The sequence below is a fragment of the Herbaspirillum sp. Her4 genome, from assembly GCF_057961335.1.
This window is the reverse complement of the sequence record NZ_CM176330.1, coordinates 4,923,523-4,938,453: the sequence shown is the minus strand read 5'-3', so window position 1 is coordinate 4,938,453 and position 14,931 is coordinate 4,923,523. Positions and strand designations below refer to the sequence as shown.

At 62.7% G+C, this 14,931-nt stretch carries 19 protein-coding genes and 1 tRNA gene; 4 read left to right on the top strand and 16 right to left on the bottom strand.

Features of this window, described 5'->3' with window-relative positions:
• Nucleotides 1-214: 214 nt before the first annotated feature.
• Nucleotides 215-988: a YdcF family protein gene (locus tag ACWFUC_RS22390; RefSeq protein WP_420840832.1), complete on the bottom strand. Its 774-nt coding sequence runs from the start codon at nt 986-988 to the stop codon at nt 215-217.
• A 146-nt stretch (nt 989-1,134) separates the two neighbouring features.
• Between ACWFUC_RS22390 and ACWFUC_RS22385 the strand changes: the two genes are divergently transcribed.
• Nucleotides 1,135-2,553 carry an HdeD family acid-resistance protein gene (locus ACWFUC_RS22385; RefSeq protein WP_489637364.1) on the top strand — a complete coding sequence of 473 codons (1,419 nt, stop codon included), beginning with the start codon at nt 1,135-1,137 and terminating at the stop codon, nt 2,551-2,553.
• The gene (locus tag ACWFUC_RS22380; RefSeq protein ID WP_489623346.1) at nt 2,550-3,398 is read left to right on the top strand and encodes an alpha/beta hydrolase; all 849 of its coding nucleotides are present in this window, start codon (nt 2,550-2,552) and stop codon (nt 3,396-3,398) included. The genes ACWFUC_RS22385 and ACWFUC_RS22380 overlap by 4 nt, the downstream gene beginning before the upstream one ends.
• Before the next feature lie 137 nt (nt 3,399-3,535).
• Here ACWFUC_RS22380 and ACWFUC_RS22375 read toward each other — a convergent pair whose 3' ends face one another.
• From ACWFUC_RS22375 to ACWFUC_RS22365, 3 genes are all read right to left on the bottom strand, one after another.
• A complete protein-coding gene (locus tag ACWFUC_RS22375; protein WP_256497413.1) occupies nt 3,536-3,667 on the bottom strand; it encodes a hypothetical protein in 132 nt (43 codons plus the stop codon).
• A 681-nt stretch (nt 3,668-4,348) separates the two neighbouring features.
• Nucleotides 4,349-4,768 (bottom strand): hypothetical protein, encoded by a 420-nt coding sequence (locus ACWFUC_RS22370; RefSeq protein WP_039784805.1) that lies wholly within the window; start codon nt 4,766-4,768, stop codon nt 4,349-4,351.
• Nucleotides 4,769-4,803: 35 nt separating this feature from the next.
• Entirely contained in the window at nt 4,804-5,403 is a 600-nt protein-coding gene (locus tag ACWFUC_RS22365) for a gamma-glutamylcyclotransferase (RefSeq protein ID WP_134222924.1), read from the bottom strand.
• Between the two features lie 240 nt (nt 5,404-5,643).
• Here ACWFUC_RS22365 and ACWFUC_RS22360 point away from each other — a divergent pair, with 240 nt between their 5' ends.
• On the top strand, nt 5,644-5,787 hold the full coding sequence (locus ACWFUC_RS22360; protein WP_157845704.1) for a hypothetical protein: 144 nt from the start codon (nt 5,644-5,646) through the stop codon (nt 5,785-5,787).
• A 71-nt stretch (nt 5,788-5,858) separates the two neighbouring features.
• Here the strand turns inward: ACWFUC_RS22360 and ACWFUC_RS22355 are convergent, their stop codons facing one another.
• The 4 genes from ACWFUC_RS22355 to ACWFUC_RS22340 all read right to left on the bottom strand — a co-directional run bounded on the left by ACWFUC_RS22355 (nt 5,859) and on the right by ACWFUC_RS22340 (nt 9,254).
• Nucleotides 5,859-6,926 (bottom strand): quinone-dependent dihydroorotate dehydrogenase, encoded by a 1,068-nt coding sequence (locus ACWFUC_RS22355; RefSeq protein WP_489623345.1) that lies wholly within the window; start codon nt 6,924-6,926, stop codon nt 5,859-5,861.
• Between the two features lie 151 nt (nt 6,927-7,077).
• Nucleotides 7,078-7,806 (bottom strand): arginyltransferase, encoded by a 729-nt coding sequence (locus ACWFUC_RS22350; protein WP_034341208.1) that lies wholly within the window; start codon nt 7,804-7,806, stop codon nt 7,078-7,080.
• Between the two features lie 120 nt (nt 7,807-7,926).
• Entirely contained in the window at nt 7,927-8,670 is a 744-nt protein-coding gene (aat, locus tag ACWFUC_RS22345; protein WP_489623344.1) for a leucyl/phenylalanyl-tRNA--protein transferase, read from the bottom strand.
• 17 nt (nt 8,671-8,687) lie between these two features.
• Nucleotides 8,688-9,254, bottom strand: coding sequence for an NUDIX hydrolase (locus ACWFUC_RS22340; RefSeq protein WP_489623343.1), 567 nt, complete (start codon nt 9,252-9,254; stop codon nt 8,688-8,690).
• A gap of 200 nt (nt 9,255-9,454) precedes the next feature.
• Here ACWFUC_RS22340 and ACWFUC_RS22335 point away from each other — a divergent pair.
• A tRNA-Met gene (locus ACWFUC_RS22335) sits at nt 9,455-9,531 on the top strand.
• Here the strand turns inward: ACWFUC_RS22335 and ACWFUC_RS22330 are convergent.
• The 8 genes from ACWFUC_RS22330 to ACWFUC_RS22295 all read right to left on the bottom strand — a co-directional run bounded on the left by ACWFUC_RS22330 (nt 9,488) and on the right by ACWFUC_RS22295 (nt 14,740).
• Nucleotides 9,488-11,068: a recombinase family protein gene (locus ACWFUC_RS22330; RefSeq protein ID WP_489637627.1), complete on the bottom strand. Its 1,581-nt coding sequence runs from the start codon at nt 11,066-11,068 to the stop codon at nt 9,488-9,490. The two genes, ACWFUC_RS22335 and ACWFUC_RS22330, sit on opposite strands and share 44 nt — an antisense overlap.
• On the bottom strand, nt 11,040-11,207 hold the full coding sequence (locus tag ACWFUC_RS22325) for a hypothetical protein (protein ID WP_489637363.1): 168 nt from the start codon (nt 11,205-11,207) through the stop codon (nt 11,040-11,042). The genes ACWFUC_RS22330 and ACWFUC_RS22325 overlap by 29 nt, the downstream gene beginning before the upstream one ends.
• A complete protein-coding gene (locus ACWFUC_RS22320) occupies nt 11,194-11,550 on the bottom strand; it encodes a hypothetical protein (RefSeq protein WP_489637362.1) in 357 nt (118 codons plus the stop codon). Before ACWFUC_RS22320 ends, ACWFUC_RS22325 begins: the two co-directional genes overlap by 14 nt.
• Complete coding sequence (locus ACWFUC_RS22315) at nt 11,547-11,693, bottom strand: hypothetical protein (protein WP_008330650.1); 147 nt, start codon at nt 11,691-11,693, stop codon at nt 11,547-11,549. The genes ACWFUC_RS22320 and ACWFUC_RS22315 overlap by 4 nt, the downstream gene beginning before the upstream one ends.
• Nucleotides 11,690-13,741 (bottom strand): replication endonuclease, encoded by a 2,052-nt coding sequence (locus tag ACWFUC_RS22310; RefSeq protein ID WP_489637361.1) that lies wholly within the window; start codon nt 13,739-13,741, stop codon nt 11,690-11,692. The genes ACWFUC_RS22315 and ACWFUC_RS22310 overlap by 4 nt, the downstream gene beginning before the upstream one ends.
• On the bottom strand, nt 13,731-14,084 hold the full coding sequence (locus ACWFUC_RS22305) for a hypothetical protein (protein WP_121043107.1): 354 nt from the start codon (nt 14,082-14,084) through the stop codon (nt 13,731-13,733). Before ACWFUC_RS22305 ends, ACWFUC_RS22310 begins: the two co-directional genes overlap by 11 nt.
• 88 nt (nt 14,085-14,172) lie before the next feature.
• The gene (locus ACWFUC_RS22300; protein WP_489637360.1) at nt 14,173-14,400 is read right to left on the bottom strand and encodes a hypothetical protein; all 228 of its coding nucleotides are present in this window, start codon (nt 14,398-14,400) and stop codon (nt 14,173-14,175) included.
• A gap of 79 nt (nt 14,401-14,479) precedes the next feature.
• Nucleotides 14,480-14,740, bottom strand: a complete 261-nt coding sequence (locus ACWFUC_RS22295) for an Ogr/Delta-like zinc finger protein (RefSeq protein WP_121043111.1) — start codon at nt 14,738-14,740, stop codon at nt 14,480-14,482.
• Nucleotides 14,741-14,931 lie beyond the last annotated feature (191 nt).

Here is a 14,931-nt window from a genome sequence, read left to right as displayed (position 1 = left end):
ATCGTTGTGCCGGGACGATGGCACCTGGCCTGGCGGGCCGGGTACATCGCCTTGCGTGAGCTTGTTGTTGCTAGGTCAAGTAGTGTGCACGGGCGTTTACGGAAGAAATGCGCGCGACCTTGTCACTCTACGCCGCTGTCGTTGTGCTGAATGGCGGAACAAGAGGCGCAAGGGCATTCATTTTATGAGTTGGCTTGTGCTGCAACGCTTGTTTTCACTGTCCCGCTGCGCGCCTGAGGCTGTACCACAGCTGACCGACCCACTCGCGCAGGGCGTAGCTGGCCAGCTCCAGGTTGCCGGCGCGCGGCAGGTAGTCGGTCAGGCGCGGGCGCGACCGCCCGGCGAACACGGTCGGCGCGGCCTGCACCTGCAAGCCGGTATACGCAAAGACGCGCATGGCGCGCGGCATGTGGATGCTGTCGGTCACCAGCAGGATGCGTTCGATGCCGTCAGCCTTGAGCATGGCGGCGGAATAGCTGGCGTTCTGGGCGGTGGTATCGGCGCGCGTTTCCTGCCAACGCACCGGCACCCCGAAGTCGCGCTGCAGGTTGCGCGCCATCAGCGCGGCTTCACTTTCGGGCGAGCCGTCGGGGCTGCCGCCCGTGACCAGGAGCGGCAAGCCGGTGTGGCGCGCCAGATAGGCCGCGTATTGCAGGCGCTTCATGCCGATGGCGGTGGAGTCATCGCTGCCGCCGTATTCCGGTGCCTGGTCGATCCGGCCCGATCCCAGGACGACGATGGCTTGCGCATTGCCGGCGCCGGCCAGTGGAGCGTATTGCGCTTCCAGTGGCCGGATCACCCACAGGGCACCGATCCGCGTGCTGAGTACCAGCAGGATCATGGCCCCCAGCAGCATCAGCGCCAGGCCTGTGCGGGGTGCGCGACGGCGTAGCCAGAACCCGGCCAGGCACATCAGGAAGGGCGAGACGGGCGGCAGCAGCAGGCTGCTGGCCAGGGCGGAGATCAGGACCGGCAAGGACATGGACATGGGCGGCAGCAAGGGAAGACAGCCCGGCATTGTGCGCGATTGCGTCCGCTTCGGCCAGCCTTGCCGGCAGGCCGATTTGCCTCGCCGCAGGGAATCCCCCAGAATGCGGGATCGCAAAGGGAAGGGCGCATGCCCCGGAGAATGCCGTGATACGACTTGTCTTGTTATTGCTGGGTGCCGATTTCATCCGCCGCAACTGGCATGCACTGGCCGTGGCCGGTCTGGCCTGGGGCACCATCGGCGTCTCGCTGATCATTGACGCGCTCGATGGCGTGCTCAATTTCCCGCTGACCCTGTTCGGCTATCTGCTGCTGGTGGAAAGCCTGGTGACCTTGTGGGTCGCCAACAGCGGCATGGGTGCCCAGAAGACCCTGCGCTATGCCAAGGGCGGGCTGTTCCTGCTCATCGCCGTGCTGGTCATTACCCAACATCAGGCCAGCAACATGGCGCTGGCCATGCTTTTTGGCATTGCCTTCACCATCGGCGGCTCGCTGCAGATCACCTCGGCGCTGGTGGTGCGCTTTCCGCGCTGGCGCATGGCCATGTTCGGCGGGATCGTGCAGATTGCGCTGGCGATTTTTTTCTTCCAGCCCTATCCCACCCATTACAAGGGCACGGTGCCTTACTGCATCGGGCTGGGCCTGGTCTTTGGCGGCTGGAACATGATCTGGCTGGCGCTGCGCAGCCGCATGCTGCCGCAGCAAGCCTCGGCCGATGTGCTGGTTGCGCGCAACAGCGGCGATGACCGCCCGTTCGATGCCGGCTTGCATGACGGTGCGCCGGACCTGCAGGCGCAACTGGGTGCCGGGACGCCGGCCCCGGCAAAGCCGCCTTCCGGAGCACAGCCCCCGCTGACCGTGCACGTGTGGACGCCCGCCGGCAGTGCCAAGGGCCCCGCCCGGCGGCAGCCGCTGATCGACCGCTACATCGCCGCCGTCGACAATCAGGGCGTCATCTCGACCGGCCATGCGGCGCTGGAAATCCTGCCCGAGCTCTACATCAGTCTCTATCCGGCCGAAGAAATCGACCGCTCGCCGGACCAGTTCGCCCGCCTGCTGCGGGCCACGGCCGACAATGACGTCAAGGGCCGCTACCTGACCGACTACCGCAGTGAAGCCGCCGCCTGGTGCGAATCGACCGAGAAGATCGTTTTCCGTGATTACCGCCGTCCCTCGCTGGACCGCTTCTGGCAGCACTACCGCCAGACCGAGATCTACAACCTGACCTATCGCAACTGCTCCAGCACCGTGGCGCATGCGCTGGAGGCCGCGCTGGAAGGCGTCATCGGCGGACGCGACCGGCACTGGTTCAATGCGGTCAGGATGATGTTCACGCCGGAGATCTGGGTCGCCAGCCAGATCCGCAAACGCGCCGTGACCATGGCCTGGACCCCCGGCATGGTGCTGGACTATGCCCGCGCGCTGCGCGCCGTGGTGCATCCGCGTCCGCTGTCCTGGGCCGCATCGCTGCACCTCGCCCTGCGCCAGAGCCGCCGCCTGCGCAAGGCCTGGCGCACCGCGCGCCGCCAGGCCGACGTCAATTCCACTCTTCTCGACAAACCATGACGCTTCCCCTCCCGGTACAGGAACACTGGATCGACGCCGCTGACGGCACCCGGCTGTTTTGCCGCGACTGGCTGCTGCCCGGGGCCACTTCGGCCGTGCAGATGGTGCATGGACTGGGCGAGCACGGCGGGCGCTATGCCGCGCTGGCGCACTTGTTCAATGCGGCGGGTTGCTCGGTGCGCATCTGCGACCATCGCGGCCATGGCAATTCAGGAGGGCGGCAGGGCAGCCTGATCCAGCCGGATGACTTGCTGCGGGACCTGAAGCAGACCTTCGATGACTTCAGCCGCCGCACCCAGTGTACGCCGCTGCTGTTCGGCCACAGCATGGGCGGGCTGGTGGCGGCGCGGTTTGCCACTGGCGGTTTCAGTCCGGTGCGGGCACTGGCGTTGTCCTCGCCGGCACTGGCGCTGGATCTGTCGGGCTGGCAGCGGCTGCTGCTGAAGGTGTCGTCGGCCATCGCGCCGGGGCTGGCCCTGCCGACCGCCTTGCCGGCCGAGCGCATCTCGCACGATCCGCATGAGGTCCGGGCCTACCGGCAGGACCCGCTCAACCACGGCAAGATTGCGCCGCGCATGCTCAATTTCATGCTCGATGCCATGCACCATGTGGCGCGCGATGCCGCCCAATTCACGCGGCCGGTGCTGTTGCAGGTGGCGGGAGACGATGCCTTCGTCGCCCCGCGCGGCAGCCGGGCCTTCTTCGAGGCGTTGCCGGGCGAGCGCAAGACGCTGCACTGGTATGCCTCGGCCTATCACGAGATCTTCAACGAAGAAGCCGGGCTGCGCGAGCAGGCCATGCACGATTTGCGGGAGTGGCTGGGGCAACTGCCGCCTGCGAAGTAAAAACCGGACAAAGCAGGCGGGATGGAAAGATGAACGCTGAAATCAGCGTGAAGAAGGGTTCAGGATTTAACCTGAAATTACGCATGTAAAGCGCCGTGACGGGCTCCGCCAGGAGCCGATCCGGCGCTTTTGTTCATTCAGGGTTGCCCGCTGGGAACGTTGATGAACTGGCAGCGGCTGTCAAAGCCGACGAAGCCGGGCGCGCAGGCGCAGCCTTGCACGGCCAGCAGCAGGGCGGAGGCGGCGAGGAGAGAGGCAAGTCGCTTCATGCTTCACTTTCGTTGCGTTGGCAAAGCTTGCGAGTGTAATGCGCTGCAGCAGCTTTGCAAGTGAGGCCGCGACCTGACATTTACCTGCAGGCGGCTACCAACATTGCACCAGGGAACATCACCCAGATATCAATAATGATGATAATGGTGCAATTTTGCGCCAGAATGGTGCGGATCATGCGGCCGATCCGGACCAAAAGAAAAAGCGGCTTGTCAGCGTTGCAACGCGACAATGACCGCTTTTCAGAACTGCTCCGGGATGCCAGCGGGTCTCCTTGGGGAGACCGGCGATCACCCGGCCAGGAGGCTGCTTACTTGACCGAAATCAGGTAGCGCGCGACCATGGCGCCGATGAGCAGGGTGTACGGGAGGATGTCGGCGACGATGTTCATGGTGAGCTCCGTGAGGAAGAAATTGATCTGTTGCATTGCAATATATTCGCTTCACGGGCGTGCTTCCACTTTTGAATCCCAATACCAGTTATCTGATTTGTGAATAATGTCGCCTTGCGTCGTCAGCGGCGTCCGGATTTAAAAAATATTTCCTTTTAAATCAATGGCTTGATAATTCCGTCTGGCCAGAAGCAACCAGCCCCTGTGATACGGTGTGTCGTCCGCACCACAGGGGCTGAAGTGTAAAACTGCGCAATCCGGCGCAATTTGTTGCGTCGGAGGATCAGGCTTACTTGGCCAGTTGCAGGTTCAGGCCGCGCAATTCGGTACTGATCTGTATCTGGTAGCTGCCGCCCTGGGCGACTTGCAGGGTCAGCTTGTCGGTGGTCGGCCCGGCATTGCTGCCCAGGCTGTTGACGCGTTTGACGCTGAAATCGTAGCTGCCGGGCTTGAGCCAGATCGACAAGCGCTCGCCACCGGCGATCTGGGCCAGCACGACATCGTTGATGGCCAGTTCCAGCATGTCATTGTTGAGCAGGCCGGCGGCGCGCGTGAAGCTGATCTGCGACAGGCCGGCGGCCTGTTCGGTCATGCTCTTGATGTAGACGCGGGCGGCGGGGATATCGCCGCTGGCGGTGCGCTCCACCGGGGTGGTGCAGGCGGTCAGCGCCATGAGGAGGGTGAGGCTGGCAGCGAGGGACTTGATCATGTTCTTCTTCCTTGTGGGCGTGTTCAATGCGGTGCTCAGGAGCGAGAGGCAGACGATAGCACGGCTGGCTGCCCGGTCAGTTGCAGCAGATGTTGTTCGATGGCGAACACGTGGCGGTCTTCGGCGCCCAGGTCGCGCAGGGCCTGGGCCAGCTTGAGCAGGTATTCGCTGTTGCGGCCGCTGGGACCGACCGCACCGGCGATCTGGCGCGCGATCTCCAGTTCGCTGGCCGGGCCGGCGAAGGCTTCATTGTCTTCGGCGGCGATGTAGATCAGGCCTTCTGCTGCCTGGCCGTCCTCGAAGCGCATGGTGGTGGCCAGGCGCAGATAGCCGTTCTTTTCGCGATGATCCAGATGGGCAAAGACTTCTGGCGTGATCAGGTAAGCCATGCCGGCACAGTCGGCGCCTTCTTCAGGCACCAGGGTCACGACCCGGCCCGGTGCCTCGGCAGTGCCGCGGTGATCGTGCGAGCCTTGCCAGAAGCGTCGCGCCCAGCCGGTGATGTGGGCCGGACGGCGTTCCAGATAGGGGAAATCGGCCTTGAAAATGATGGAGCCGTAACCGAACAGCCAGACGCTGGCCTGGTCATCGAAACGGCGCATCTGGCGGTTGATGGCGATGGTGTTGACGGACATGGAGACTGAGCAGGGCGACGGCCGGGCGTCGGAAATTTGCCATTATAGAGGGGAACGGGCAGGCGTTTTTGAGCGAAAACTTTCAGGGATAGTCATCGAATCCTGAACTTTTGCGCATAAAATGCAGCCTGCCGGCCCCCTCTGCTGGCCGCAACGGTCCATGCGGCGGCGCTGTCCGCCTGCCCTTGGGAGGGGAGTGCGGCCATCCGGGGCCTCATCCGAATCTTCAGGGGGAATATCATGCGTGTCGTTGTCATGCTGCTGACGCTGGTCGTCGGTGTTGTGCTGGCCGGTTGCGAAAAGACCGACTTTGAAAAGAAATCCGAATCCGATGCCAATGCGCGCCGGATTTTCAATCTCAAGAAGGAGTCGTCCAAGGACTGAACGCGGCGATTTCCCAAAGAAGAACAGCAGGCACGCGGCCTGCTGTTTTCATTTGCGCGCGACGGATGGTTTCAGTGATGCGCGGCGACCGGGCCCTGCGGAGCGCGCAGCGCCTCGGCACATTCATGCACCAGCGCCGGTCCCTGGTAGATCAGGCCGGTGTACAGCTGCACCAGTGAAGCGCCGGCATCGATCTTGGCGCGCGCATCGGCACCGCTGAAGATACCTCCCACCCCGATGATGGGCAGGGCGTCGCCCACTTCTGCCTTCAGGCCACGGATCACCTGGTTGGACAGTTCCAGCACCGGCTTGCCCGACAGGCCGCCGGCTTCTTCCCCATGCGGCATGCCTTGCACGGCATCGCGGGTGATGGTGGTGTTGGTGGCGATGACGCCATCGATCTGGTGACGCAGCAGCGCGTCGGCAACATTCTTCACTTGCTCCATATCCATGTCCGGCGCGATCTTGAGCACGACCGGTACGTAGCGGCCATGGTGATCGGCCAGGCGGCGCTGGGCCGACTTCAGCTGCGACAGCAGGGAATCCAGTTCAGAGGCCCCCTGCAGCTGGCGCAGGTTCTTGGTGTTCGGAGAAGAAATATTCACCGTCACATAGCTGGCGTAGGGGTAAACCTTTTCCAGGCAGGCCACGTAATCCTCGGCGGCGCGCTCGATGGGGGTATCGGCATTCTTGCCGATATTCAGGCCCAGCACGCCCTGACGTTCCTGGTAGAAGCGCGAGGATTGCACATTGGCCACGAAGGCATCCACCCCGCCATTGTTGAAGCCCATGCGGTTGATCACTGCGCTGGCGGCCGGCAGGCGGAACATGCGCGGCAGCGGATTGCCCGGCTGGGCGCGCGGCGTGACCGTGCCGACCTCGATGAATCCGAAGCCCAGTGCGGCCAGGCCGTCGATGTAGGCGCCGTCCTTGTCCAGCCCGGCGGCCATGCCGACCGGGTTGGGGAAGGTGATGCCCATGACGGTACGCGGATCGGCGGCCGGCTTTTTGGTGACGAAGTCCGTCAGACTGTAGCGCGCGGCACAGCGCAGGGCAGGCAGCACCAGATGGTGCGCGGTTTCAGGTTCCAGAGAAAACAGCAGCGGACGCGCGAGCGCGTAGAGGAATTTGTCGGACACGATGGGACGATCAGGAAAGAAGGGGCCAAAAAACTGCCGCTATTCTAACGCGTGCCACCGCCCATTCCCTGCCTTGGCGGCGTAGTTGCCCCCAATTTGATCCCGCTACCCCTGTTTTTGCAGACGTTGCGCCACAAAGGTGAAGCTTGCTTCAGCCTTCCAGCAGGCTCCATTCCCCTTCATGGAGGGCTTCCAGCGGCTGGTAGTTGGTTTTGTAGGCCATTTTCTGGCTTTCCTTGATCCAGTAGCCGAGGTAGACGTAGGGCATCTCCAGCTGGCGCGCCTGTTCGATCTGCCACAGGATGTTGTAGGTGCCGAAGGACGCTGCGGGCAGGTCGGGATCGAAGAAGGTGTAGACCGAGGACAGGCCGTCATTGAGTACGTCGATGATGCTGACCATGCGCAGGGTGCCGTCAGGCTCGCGGAATTCCACCAGGCGGGTATTGACCTTGCTCTGCAGCAGGAACTGCGCGTACTGATCGCGGCTGTCCTGATCCATGCCGCCGCCGGCGTGGCGGGCGCACTGGTAGCGCAGGTAGAGCTCGTAATGTTCGTGGGCGTAGGTCAGGTTGGTGACCAGGGTTTGCAGGCCGCGATTGCGTTCCCAGGCACGGCGCTGGCTGCGGTTGCGTTCGAAGTCGGCTACCCGGATGCGTACCGGGGTGCAGGCATTGCAGCCGTCGCAGTAGGGGCGGTACGTAAAGATGCCGCTGCGGCGGAAGCCGGTCTTGACCAGTTCCGAGTACACATCTGCATTGATGAGATGGGAGGGGGTGGCCACTTGCGAGCGGGCCTGCTGGTCATCGAGATAGCTGCACGGGTAGGGCGCGGTTGCATAGAACTGCAACGTGGAGAACGGCAAGTCTTTGAGATGCGTCATGTGCGTCCTGTCCTGTCTTGCGGGAGGCCGGCGGCGAGGTCTCTGCTGCCCCGTGCGGTCCCTGGAGTCAGGTTCCAATTTACACCATTTTGATGGCCGCAGTGAAGAACCGCGCCAGGCTCAGTCGCGTCGGGCCGACGGGATGCCGTGCTCCAGCAGGTTCAGCGGTTCCCAGCCACGGATCTGCGGCCACTGGATGGCTGCGCGCAGGTGGCGCAGGAAGTCGCTGCGGGGGATCGGGCGAGCGCCCAGCGAGGCCAGGTGCGAGGTTTCCTGTTGGCAGTCGATCATCTCCACGCCGTGGCTGCGCAGGAAGAACACCAGATGCGCCAGCGCCACCTTGGAGGCGTCGCTCACGCGGGCGAACATGGATTCGCCGTAAAACATGCGTCCGATGGAGACGCCATAGGCCCCGCCGACCAGTTCGCCGTTGAGCCAGACTTCGGAGGAGTGAGCGTAGCCGGCGCGATGCAGGCCGGTGTAGCCTGCCATGATCTCGGGCGAGATCCAGGTGCCCTGTTCATGGCGGCGCGGTCCGGCGCAGCCTTGCATGACCTGTTCGAAGACGGTATCGAAGGTGACTTGCCATAGGCCGTCGCCGTGGCGGCTGCGTTCGATGCGGCGCAGGGTCTTTTTGAGGCTGTCGGAGACGGCGAATTGATCGGTGCGCAGGACCATGCGCGGATCGGTACTCCACCAGAGGATGGGCTGGCCTTCGGAGAACCAGGGGAAGATGCCGTGGCGATAGGCTTCCAGCAGCCGCTGCGGCGACAGGTCTGCGCCGGCCGCCAGCAGCCCGGCCGGGTCGGCGAGGGCGCGGGAGACATCGGGGAAGGGCGTATCGAGGTCCAGCCAGGCGATCATCCGCGTGCTCCTGCGGATCAGATCATGCGGCGGCGGATGTCTTCGGTGTGCAGCGTGAAGCTGCCTTCACCGTTGCGCACGTTCTTGAGATCGGCAAAGAAGGCGCGCAGGGTGAATTCCACCGTGGGGAAGGCGATGTCCTGCCAGGGGATCTGGTCTTCTGTATAGAGGGCCACTTCCAGGCTTTCGACACCGGCCTGGTAGTCGAGGTCGAGCAGGGTGGCGCGGTAGAAGAGGTGGACCTGGTGTACGTGGGGCACGTTGACCAGGGAGAACAGTTCGTGCAGTTGGATGTGTGCGCCGGCTTCCTCTTCGGTTTCGCGGCGGGCGGCGTCTTCGGTGGTTTCGGCGTTTTCCATGAAACCGGCCGGCAGGGTCCAGTAACCGAGGCGCGGCTCGATGGCGCGCTTGCAGAGCAGGACCTTGGTTTGGCCATCCTGATCCCAGACGGGGATGGAGCCGACCACCAGCTTTGGATTCTGATAATGGATTGCACCGCAGTTGCCGCACACATGGCGCAGCCGCGTGTCATCGGGAGGGATCTGCAGGGAGACTGTGTGGCCGCACTCGGAACAGAATTTCATAGAGGCTCGGAAGGTGTCTGTCTATATATATAGTAGGGAAAGGCCCTTGGTGCATTTTCTTGCCGCGGCGACGGGGCGTTGGGACGCTGTCCTGGACGGCTGCGGGAAGCTGCAATGCGGTTAGGAGTGTATCACTGTAAAAAGATTGCAGAAAATGTTTGCATTCCGATTTTACCTGCCCTATAATTGTTTTCTTCAGACGCGGGGTGGAGCAGTCTGGCAGCTCGTCGGGCTCATAACCCGAAGGTCGTAGGTTCAAATCCTGCCCCCGCAACCAGTTTTAGAGACATGCCGCTAGAAGCTAGTAATAGTTTCTCAGCGGCATTGTTGTATTCAGCGTAGATATTCTCGCCTTCGGCGACGACATCGATTTTCCCATAGAGCTCGGCTACCAAAATGCGCGCCTGCTGCACGTCAGCGGCCAGGGCGTTTTCCAGGTTGACCATAGTCTTTTTGATCCTTTCCCCGATTTCTCCTGCAGACGGCCCGTCACTGCCGGCCCTTGGCTTGCTCGCCGCCAGTTGGCCGCGCTCGGCCTCGGCCGCTCGCAGCCGGTCCGCCAGCGCCTGAGAGGCACCGATACTGGCGATCGCATCCACCAGCCGCTGAATTTCCCCGTCCAGCTCCTTGCGCCGGCCCGCCGCCGCTGCGCCGTCGGCCGCACTGCTGCGCTGACGCTCGGCGATGATGGCCTGCACCTGGCGTCGCAACTGTTCCTGCGCGGCCGGCGACAGCAGCTCATCCCGCAAGGTGTCCAGCAGGTTCTTGTCCGCGGTCTCCCGCTTGAAGTGAATGCCCTTGCACACCGCCGGCCCGCGATCCTTCCGGTTGGCGCAGCCGTACAGCCGGGAATTGATGGCCACGATGGCCCCGCCGCAATAGGGGCAGGCCATCAGCCCACCGAACAAGGTCCGCACCGGTGCCCCCTGCTTGCGACCAGGCAGCCGGCCATCGATGCGTTTGCGCACGGTCTGCCACAGCTCGTCATCAACGATGCGCAGCTCGGGCACCTCGATTTCTCTCCATTCCTCACGAGGACGATCCACCCGCTGCCGCTTGCCGGTGTCCGGATCCTTCACCCACTGCGAGCGGTTCCATATATAGAGGCCCTGGTACAGGCAGTTGTTGAGGATCCCACTCCCCTTGTTGGGCGACCCGTAGATGGCCGATACCACCCACGTGCTCGCGCGCGGGGAGGGTACTTTACGGGCGTTGAGCTCATGGGCGATGCGTTGCACGCTCCAGCCTTCGGCGTAGCGCGTGAAGATCCAGCGCACCCAGCCGGCCTGAACATCGTTGACCTGGTACTTGCTGCCGAGGTCGTCGCGCACGATGTCATAGCCGTAGGACTTACCGCCAGCGGCATAGCCGCGTTCGACCTGGCCGGCCTGGCCACGATGCGTCTTGTGCCGCAGATCATCGAGGAACATCTCATTGATCAGTCCGCGCACGCCCCGCATGATCTTGCGACCACCCATGCGGCTGTCGTAGCTGTCGGCCACGCCGATGATGACGATACCGCGGTGCTCCAGGCGGCGCACCAGTTGCTCTTGCTCCACCTGGTCACGTGACAGACGGTCCAGGCCTTCCACGATCAGCACGTCGAAACGACCGTTGAACGCATCCATGAGCAGCCGCGCGCCGCCAGCACGCCGGGCTACCGGCGTGGAGCCGGATACCCCGTCGTCACTGTAGCGCTGGGCCACTTCAAGCTCTTCACGGTCGGCGCGCCGGGTGCAGATGGTGAATTGATCCTCGATGGAGGCCTCGCGCTGCTTGTCGGTGCTATAGCGTGCGTAGATCGCTGTTTTCATGGTGCTGAATATAGAGTGCTTTTTCGGTTTCATCGTCGCCGGATATTTCCGGCGCCTGCTGCAGAACGTCGTTTGCCACTTGCTCAGCCAGCATTCGGAGAAGCTGGCCCCAGGCGGTAGGATTTTTAATTGCGAGCATCCATTCTCCCCCTGTCGATAATGTTCGCGCTGTAGTCGCTCAGGCACAGACGTCTACCTTCGCAGTTCGGGCTATTGCGGCGCACGTCTCCCGCATCATCGCAAGTGAGGATGTCTGCCAAGGGCACGCCACGGAAGAGACCGGCCGGCTCGTTATCCAGCTCCACCCAGGCGAATCGCTCGCCGTTGCCCAGGTGCTGACGAATGACCGACACATAGCCCGCCAGCACGCCATCGTCAGGCGTGTTGAACGTAATGCGGTCGAGGGTCTGGGGTGGCTGCATCACGAAGTCACGCGACTGGTTGGCGGTGGCGATCACATCAAATTTCACGGGTGCATTCATTGCTTCTTCTCCTTGGTTGCCGTAACAGAGCACACGCCAAAGCGATCGACGGCGGCGGCGATCACGTCGCAGCTATGGGCTGCGATGGCGGTGTAGGAATGGCGTGCGCTGGCGGTGCGCACGACGACACGAAACGCGGTCATGGGGCGTTCCCTTTCGTTGGGTTGGGATCAATCGGAAGTTCTGTCACATCGAGCCGGCCGGCCCGCCAGTCGGCGACCTGGCGCGGCGTTCCACGGCGCGGCGATTTATCCGGCACCGGCACCACGCGCGGCCATGGGCATGCCTTGATTGCGTCCCATGAGGCCAGGGCCTGGCGCTGTTCGTCGGCGGTCATAGCTGGCCCTGGCCATGTCGGCATCTCGTCCACCACCGGTCGAGGCCAGGGACATGCGCCCAGGGCGAGCCAGGCATGATCGATCTGGGCGGCTTGGTCGGGCTTGAACATGACCGGCGCTGGTGATGTCTTCGGCTCGAAGGACACATCGGCCGCAAAGTCAGGCCCGGCGGGCTGCGTACAGTTATTTACACGAGTCCAAGGGAACCCCGAACCCGCCGATGCGCGGGCGTCGTGCCCTTGAACTGGTGTCCATGTATGCCGAACGGATTTAAAGACCACCCCGATCATCTGGCGACACTGGACGCCATAGGGCATTACGCGTTCACACTCTTCATAGCGGCCGGTGACAGTCTTGGTTTCTTTCGCCAGGGTGACCATCAGATCGTCGCGCTTCACGATGGCACCGCCTTGGGCACGCAAATAGCTGGCCCAGCATGCACGCTTCTCGCCTTCGACCTTTTGCACTGCATCCCAGGCAGCGGCCATCGCTGGCGGTGCCTCTTGCACCATGTCTGCTGGCACGCGGCGCAGCTCGCGCCAGACGCTCACAGGAGCACCTCCCCACTGCTGGAACTGCCGAATGCCCCAGCGGGCGGCCCAGGCTTCTACGCGCGCCGATGGCGTCAGCTCATAATCACCGGCCGTGTCAGTGGTCACCACGTAGCCTTCCTTTGTCTTGTGGTCGGCCACGCCGTCAATGTTTTTGGCTACATACTTGGCGATGTAGCCGGCGGCGCTGCCCTTCGACCAGTCAATGCGCTTCACGTCAAGACGGCGCTTGAATGCGCCCGGCTCGCCACGGTCCGCGCGCCAGGCATAGCGCTTCATCACGCGTATAGCGCGGCCGGCCACGTCCTTGACGTGTGGGGTGGTGTAGCCCGGCAGAGCGCGCACGAACACCAGCATGTGCCAGTGCGGGCATCCGTCGTGATGCGGTTCGGCAATACGGAAGCCGTACAGTCCGATGCCGCGCCGTGCCAGCGCCGAGCGCGCCAGTGCAGTCATCTTGCCCAGGTACTTGTTAGCCGTGCGCGGATCGGAGCCGTCATATTTAGGATTGGGCTTGCCGCTATGTAGCGTTGCGTGAAAGCGGGACGGACAAGACCATGTGAGGAACAGGCCTTCGTCCTTGCACTCGCGGGCAATGGTTTCAAAGCCATTGATGCGCAGCATGAGCTCACCGCGCCGAATGGTTTTATTGGCGTTGGTCTTCTCGGCCAGTTCTGCAATGCTGAATTCCTGGCCAGCCTCGTTGCGCACCATCGTCGCTTCCAGGGCGGCCGCATTGCGCTTGTTCTGCGCCAAGCGCGACAGCACCGCATCATTGCTGGCATAGGGCTCACCGTGATAGTGGACATAGCCCAAGCGGATATTCCCGCCCTCGAAGGCACGGCCAACCACCTTACGCAGTTGCCGCCGCCACCAGCGTGGGTCCATTACCCGCGCGATGATGGCGCGCAGGTCATCGTCGTCCACCTCTGGCACGTCAATGCCGTAGTCGCTGCATTCTTGCTCGATGATGTCGCGGGCGTGCGTGTCCGAAATCGCCTTCCAGAGCATCTTCTTGACGTTCTCGGCGGCCTTCTCGGCAGTGGCGCAGATTTCGGCGTCATCCTGCGAAAGATCAATTCCAGCGGGTACATACTGGTCAGCGAAGTCGCGAACGAAATCGAGGGCGACCGGCTCGAAGATCCGGCGCCAGTGCCATACCGACATGAGCTCAAGCGCCTGGCTAACAACGCGGCCGCGCCACTTCAGCGGGATGCGTTCCAGTTCGCTGGCAAACTGAGGAGAATCGAGAAAGGCCTTGTGCTGGCGTCGCGTCTTCGCATCGACTTTTCTATACTGCATTGAGGGCTCTTTCGTAGGTCGAGATTGCGCGCAGCACGGCATGGCGCATGGCCAGGCGTTCGGCTTCGGTAAAGGAGTGAATGGGGGATTCCCAGCGGTCCGCCGAGAGTCCTGCCAAGGCCAGGATGTGCCGGCGCACCGGCTTGGCAGTGGCCGCCCAGGAATAGGCGACGCCGATCTGATGGTTTGGCCGCTTGCGTGTGCGCAGCAGCATCATGGCCTTTTCCAGCTCGGCTTTTGCGGCCTCATCACCCGGTGGTGTCGGCACCTGTGCCGCACGCTCGCGCAGCAGATCCGTGGCAGGGCGGAACGACGCATGATCCTTGATACGGGCGCAGCGCATGTTCAGCCTTTCACCCAGCCTAGCGCCGACAGCACGGCCGGCGCCAGCAGCAGCAAGCCGGCAACGAAGTAACTCAGCAGGCTACGCATCACCATTCCCCGAGCAGACCATCAATGCGCTGCAGGCGCGCAGCGAGTCGGTTCGAAATGACATTCTTGCCTTCCCAGATGACGTTCCAGCGCACCTCGTCGATGAGCGCGGCCTTGTGCATCAGCATGCGCTGCGCGCAGCGGAATTCCTTCAGATCCTCATCCATTCGAAGCCTGGTCAAGGTGAGTGCGTTGATGGCTTTTTGCTGATCGGTAATCTTGGCCATGATTTTTTAGGGTGAGCGAATCCCGCGTGCGCCATTCGGCGCACGGCAGGTATTGATTTATCGGGAGTGGGGCGACCGCTTAGACGGTCGCGAGATCTAGCGTCATCTGGTTCTTGGCGGCCAGAAATGCACGCGAGGAAATCGGAATACGCACTTCTGGATTCGGCATGGCCGACATCGACACCGTGCGCGAGACTTCAAGCGTTGCCACGAAGGTATGGCCGCACTCGACGTTCTGACACTGGTACGTGATTTCCTTCATCATCGACGACATGGTGCGGCTCTTAGCCGCGCGCACCGGGCTTTGGCAGTGCGGGCATGGCAGGCTGATTACGCGCATGGTTTGGACTTTCCCCCAACGGGATAGAGCGCCCGGCCCCTGCCGGTGATACGCCTCACGCCGTTTCGTACCGCTGTTTTTACGAGCCATTCCAATGCCTGATCGATGGACTCAAATCCCTCGCGCTGACGGATCGACTCAAGAATTTGGCGTTCACCATCGGATAGCGAGATTTCGTTCTGAGGCATTTT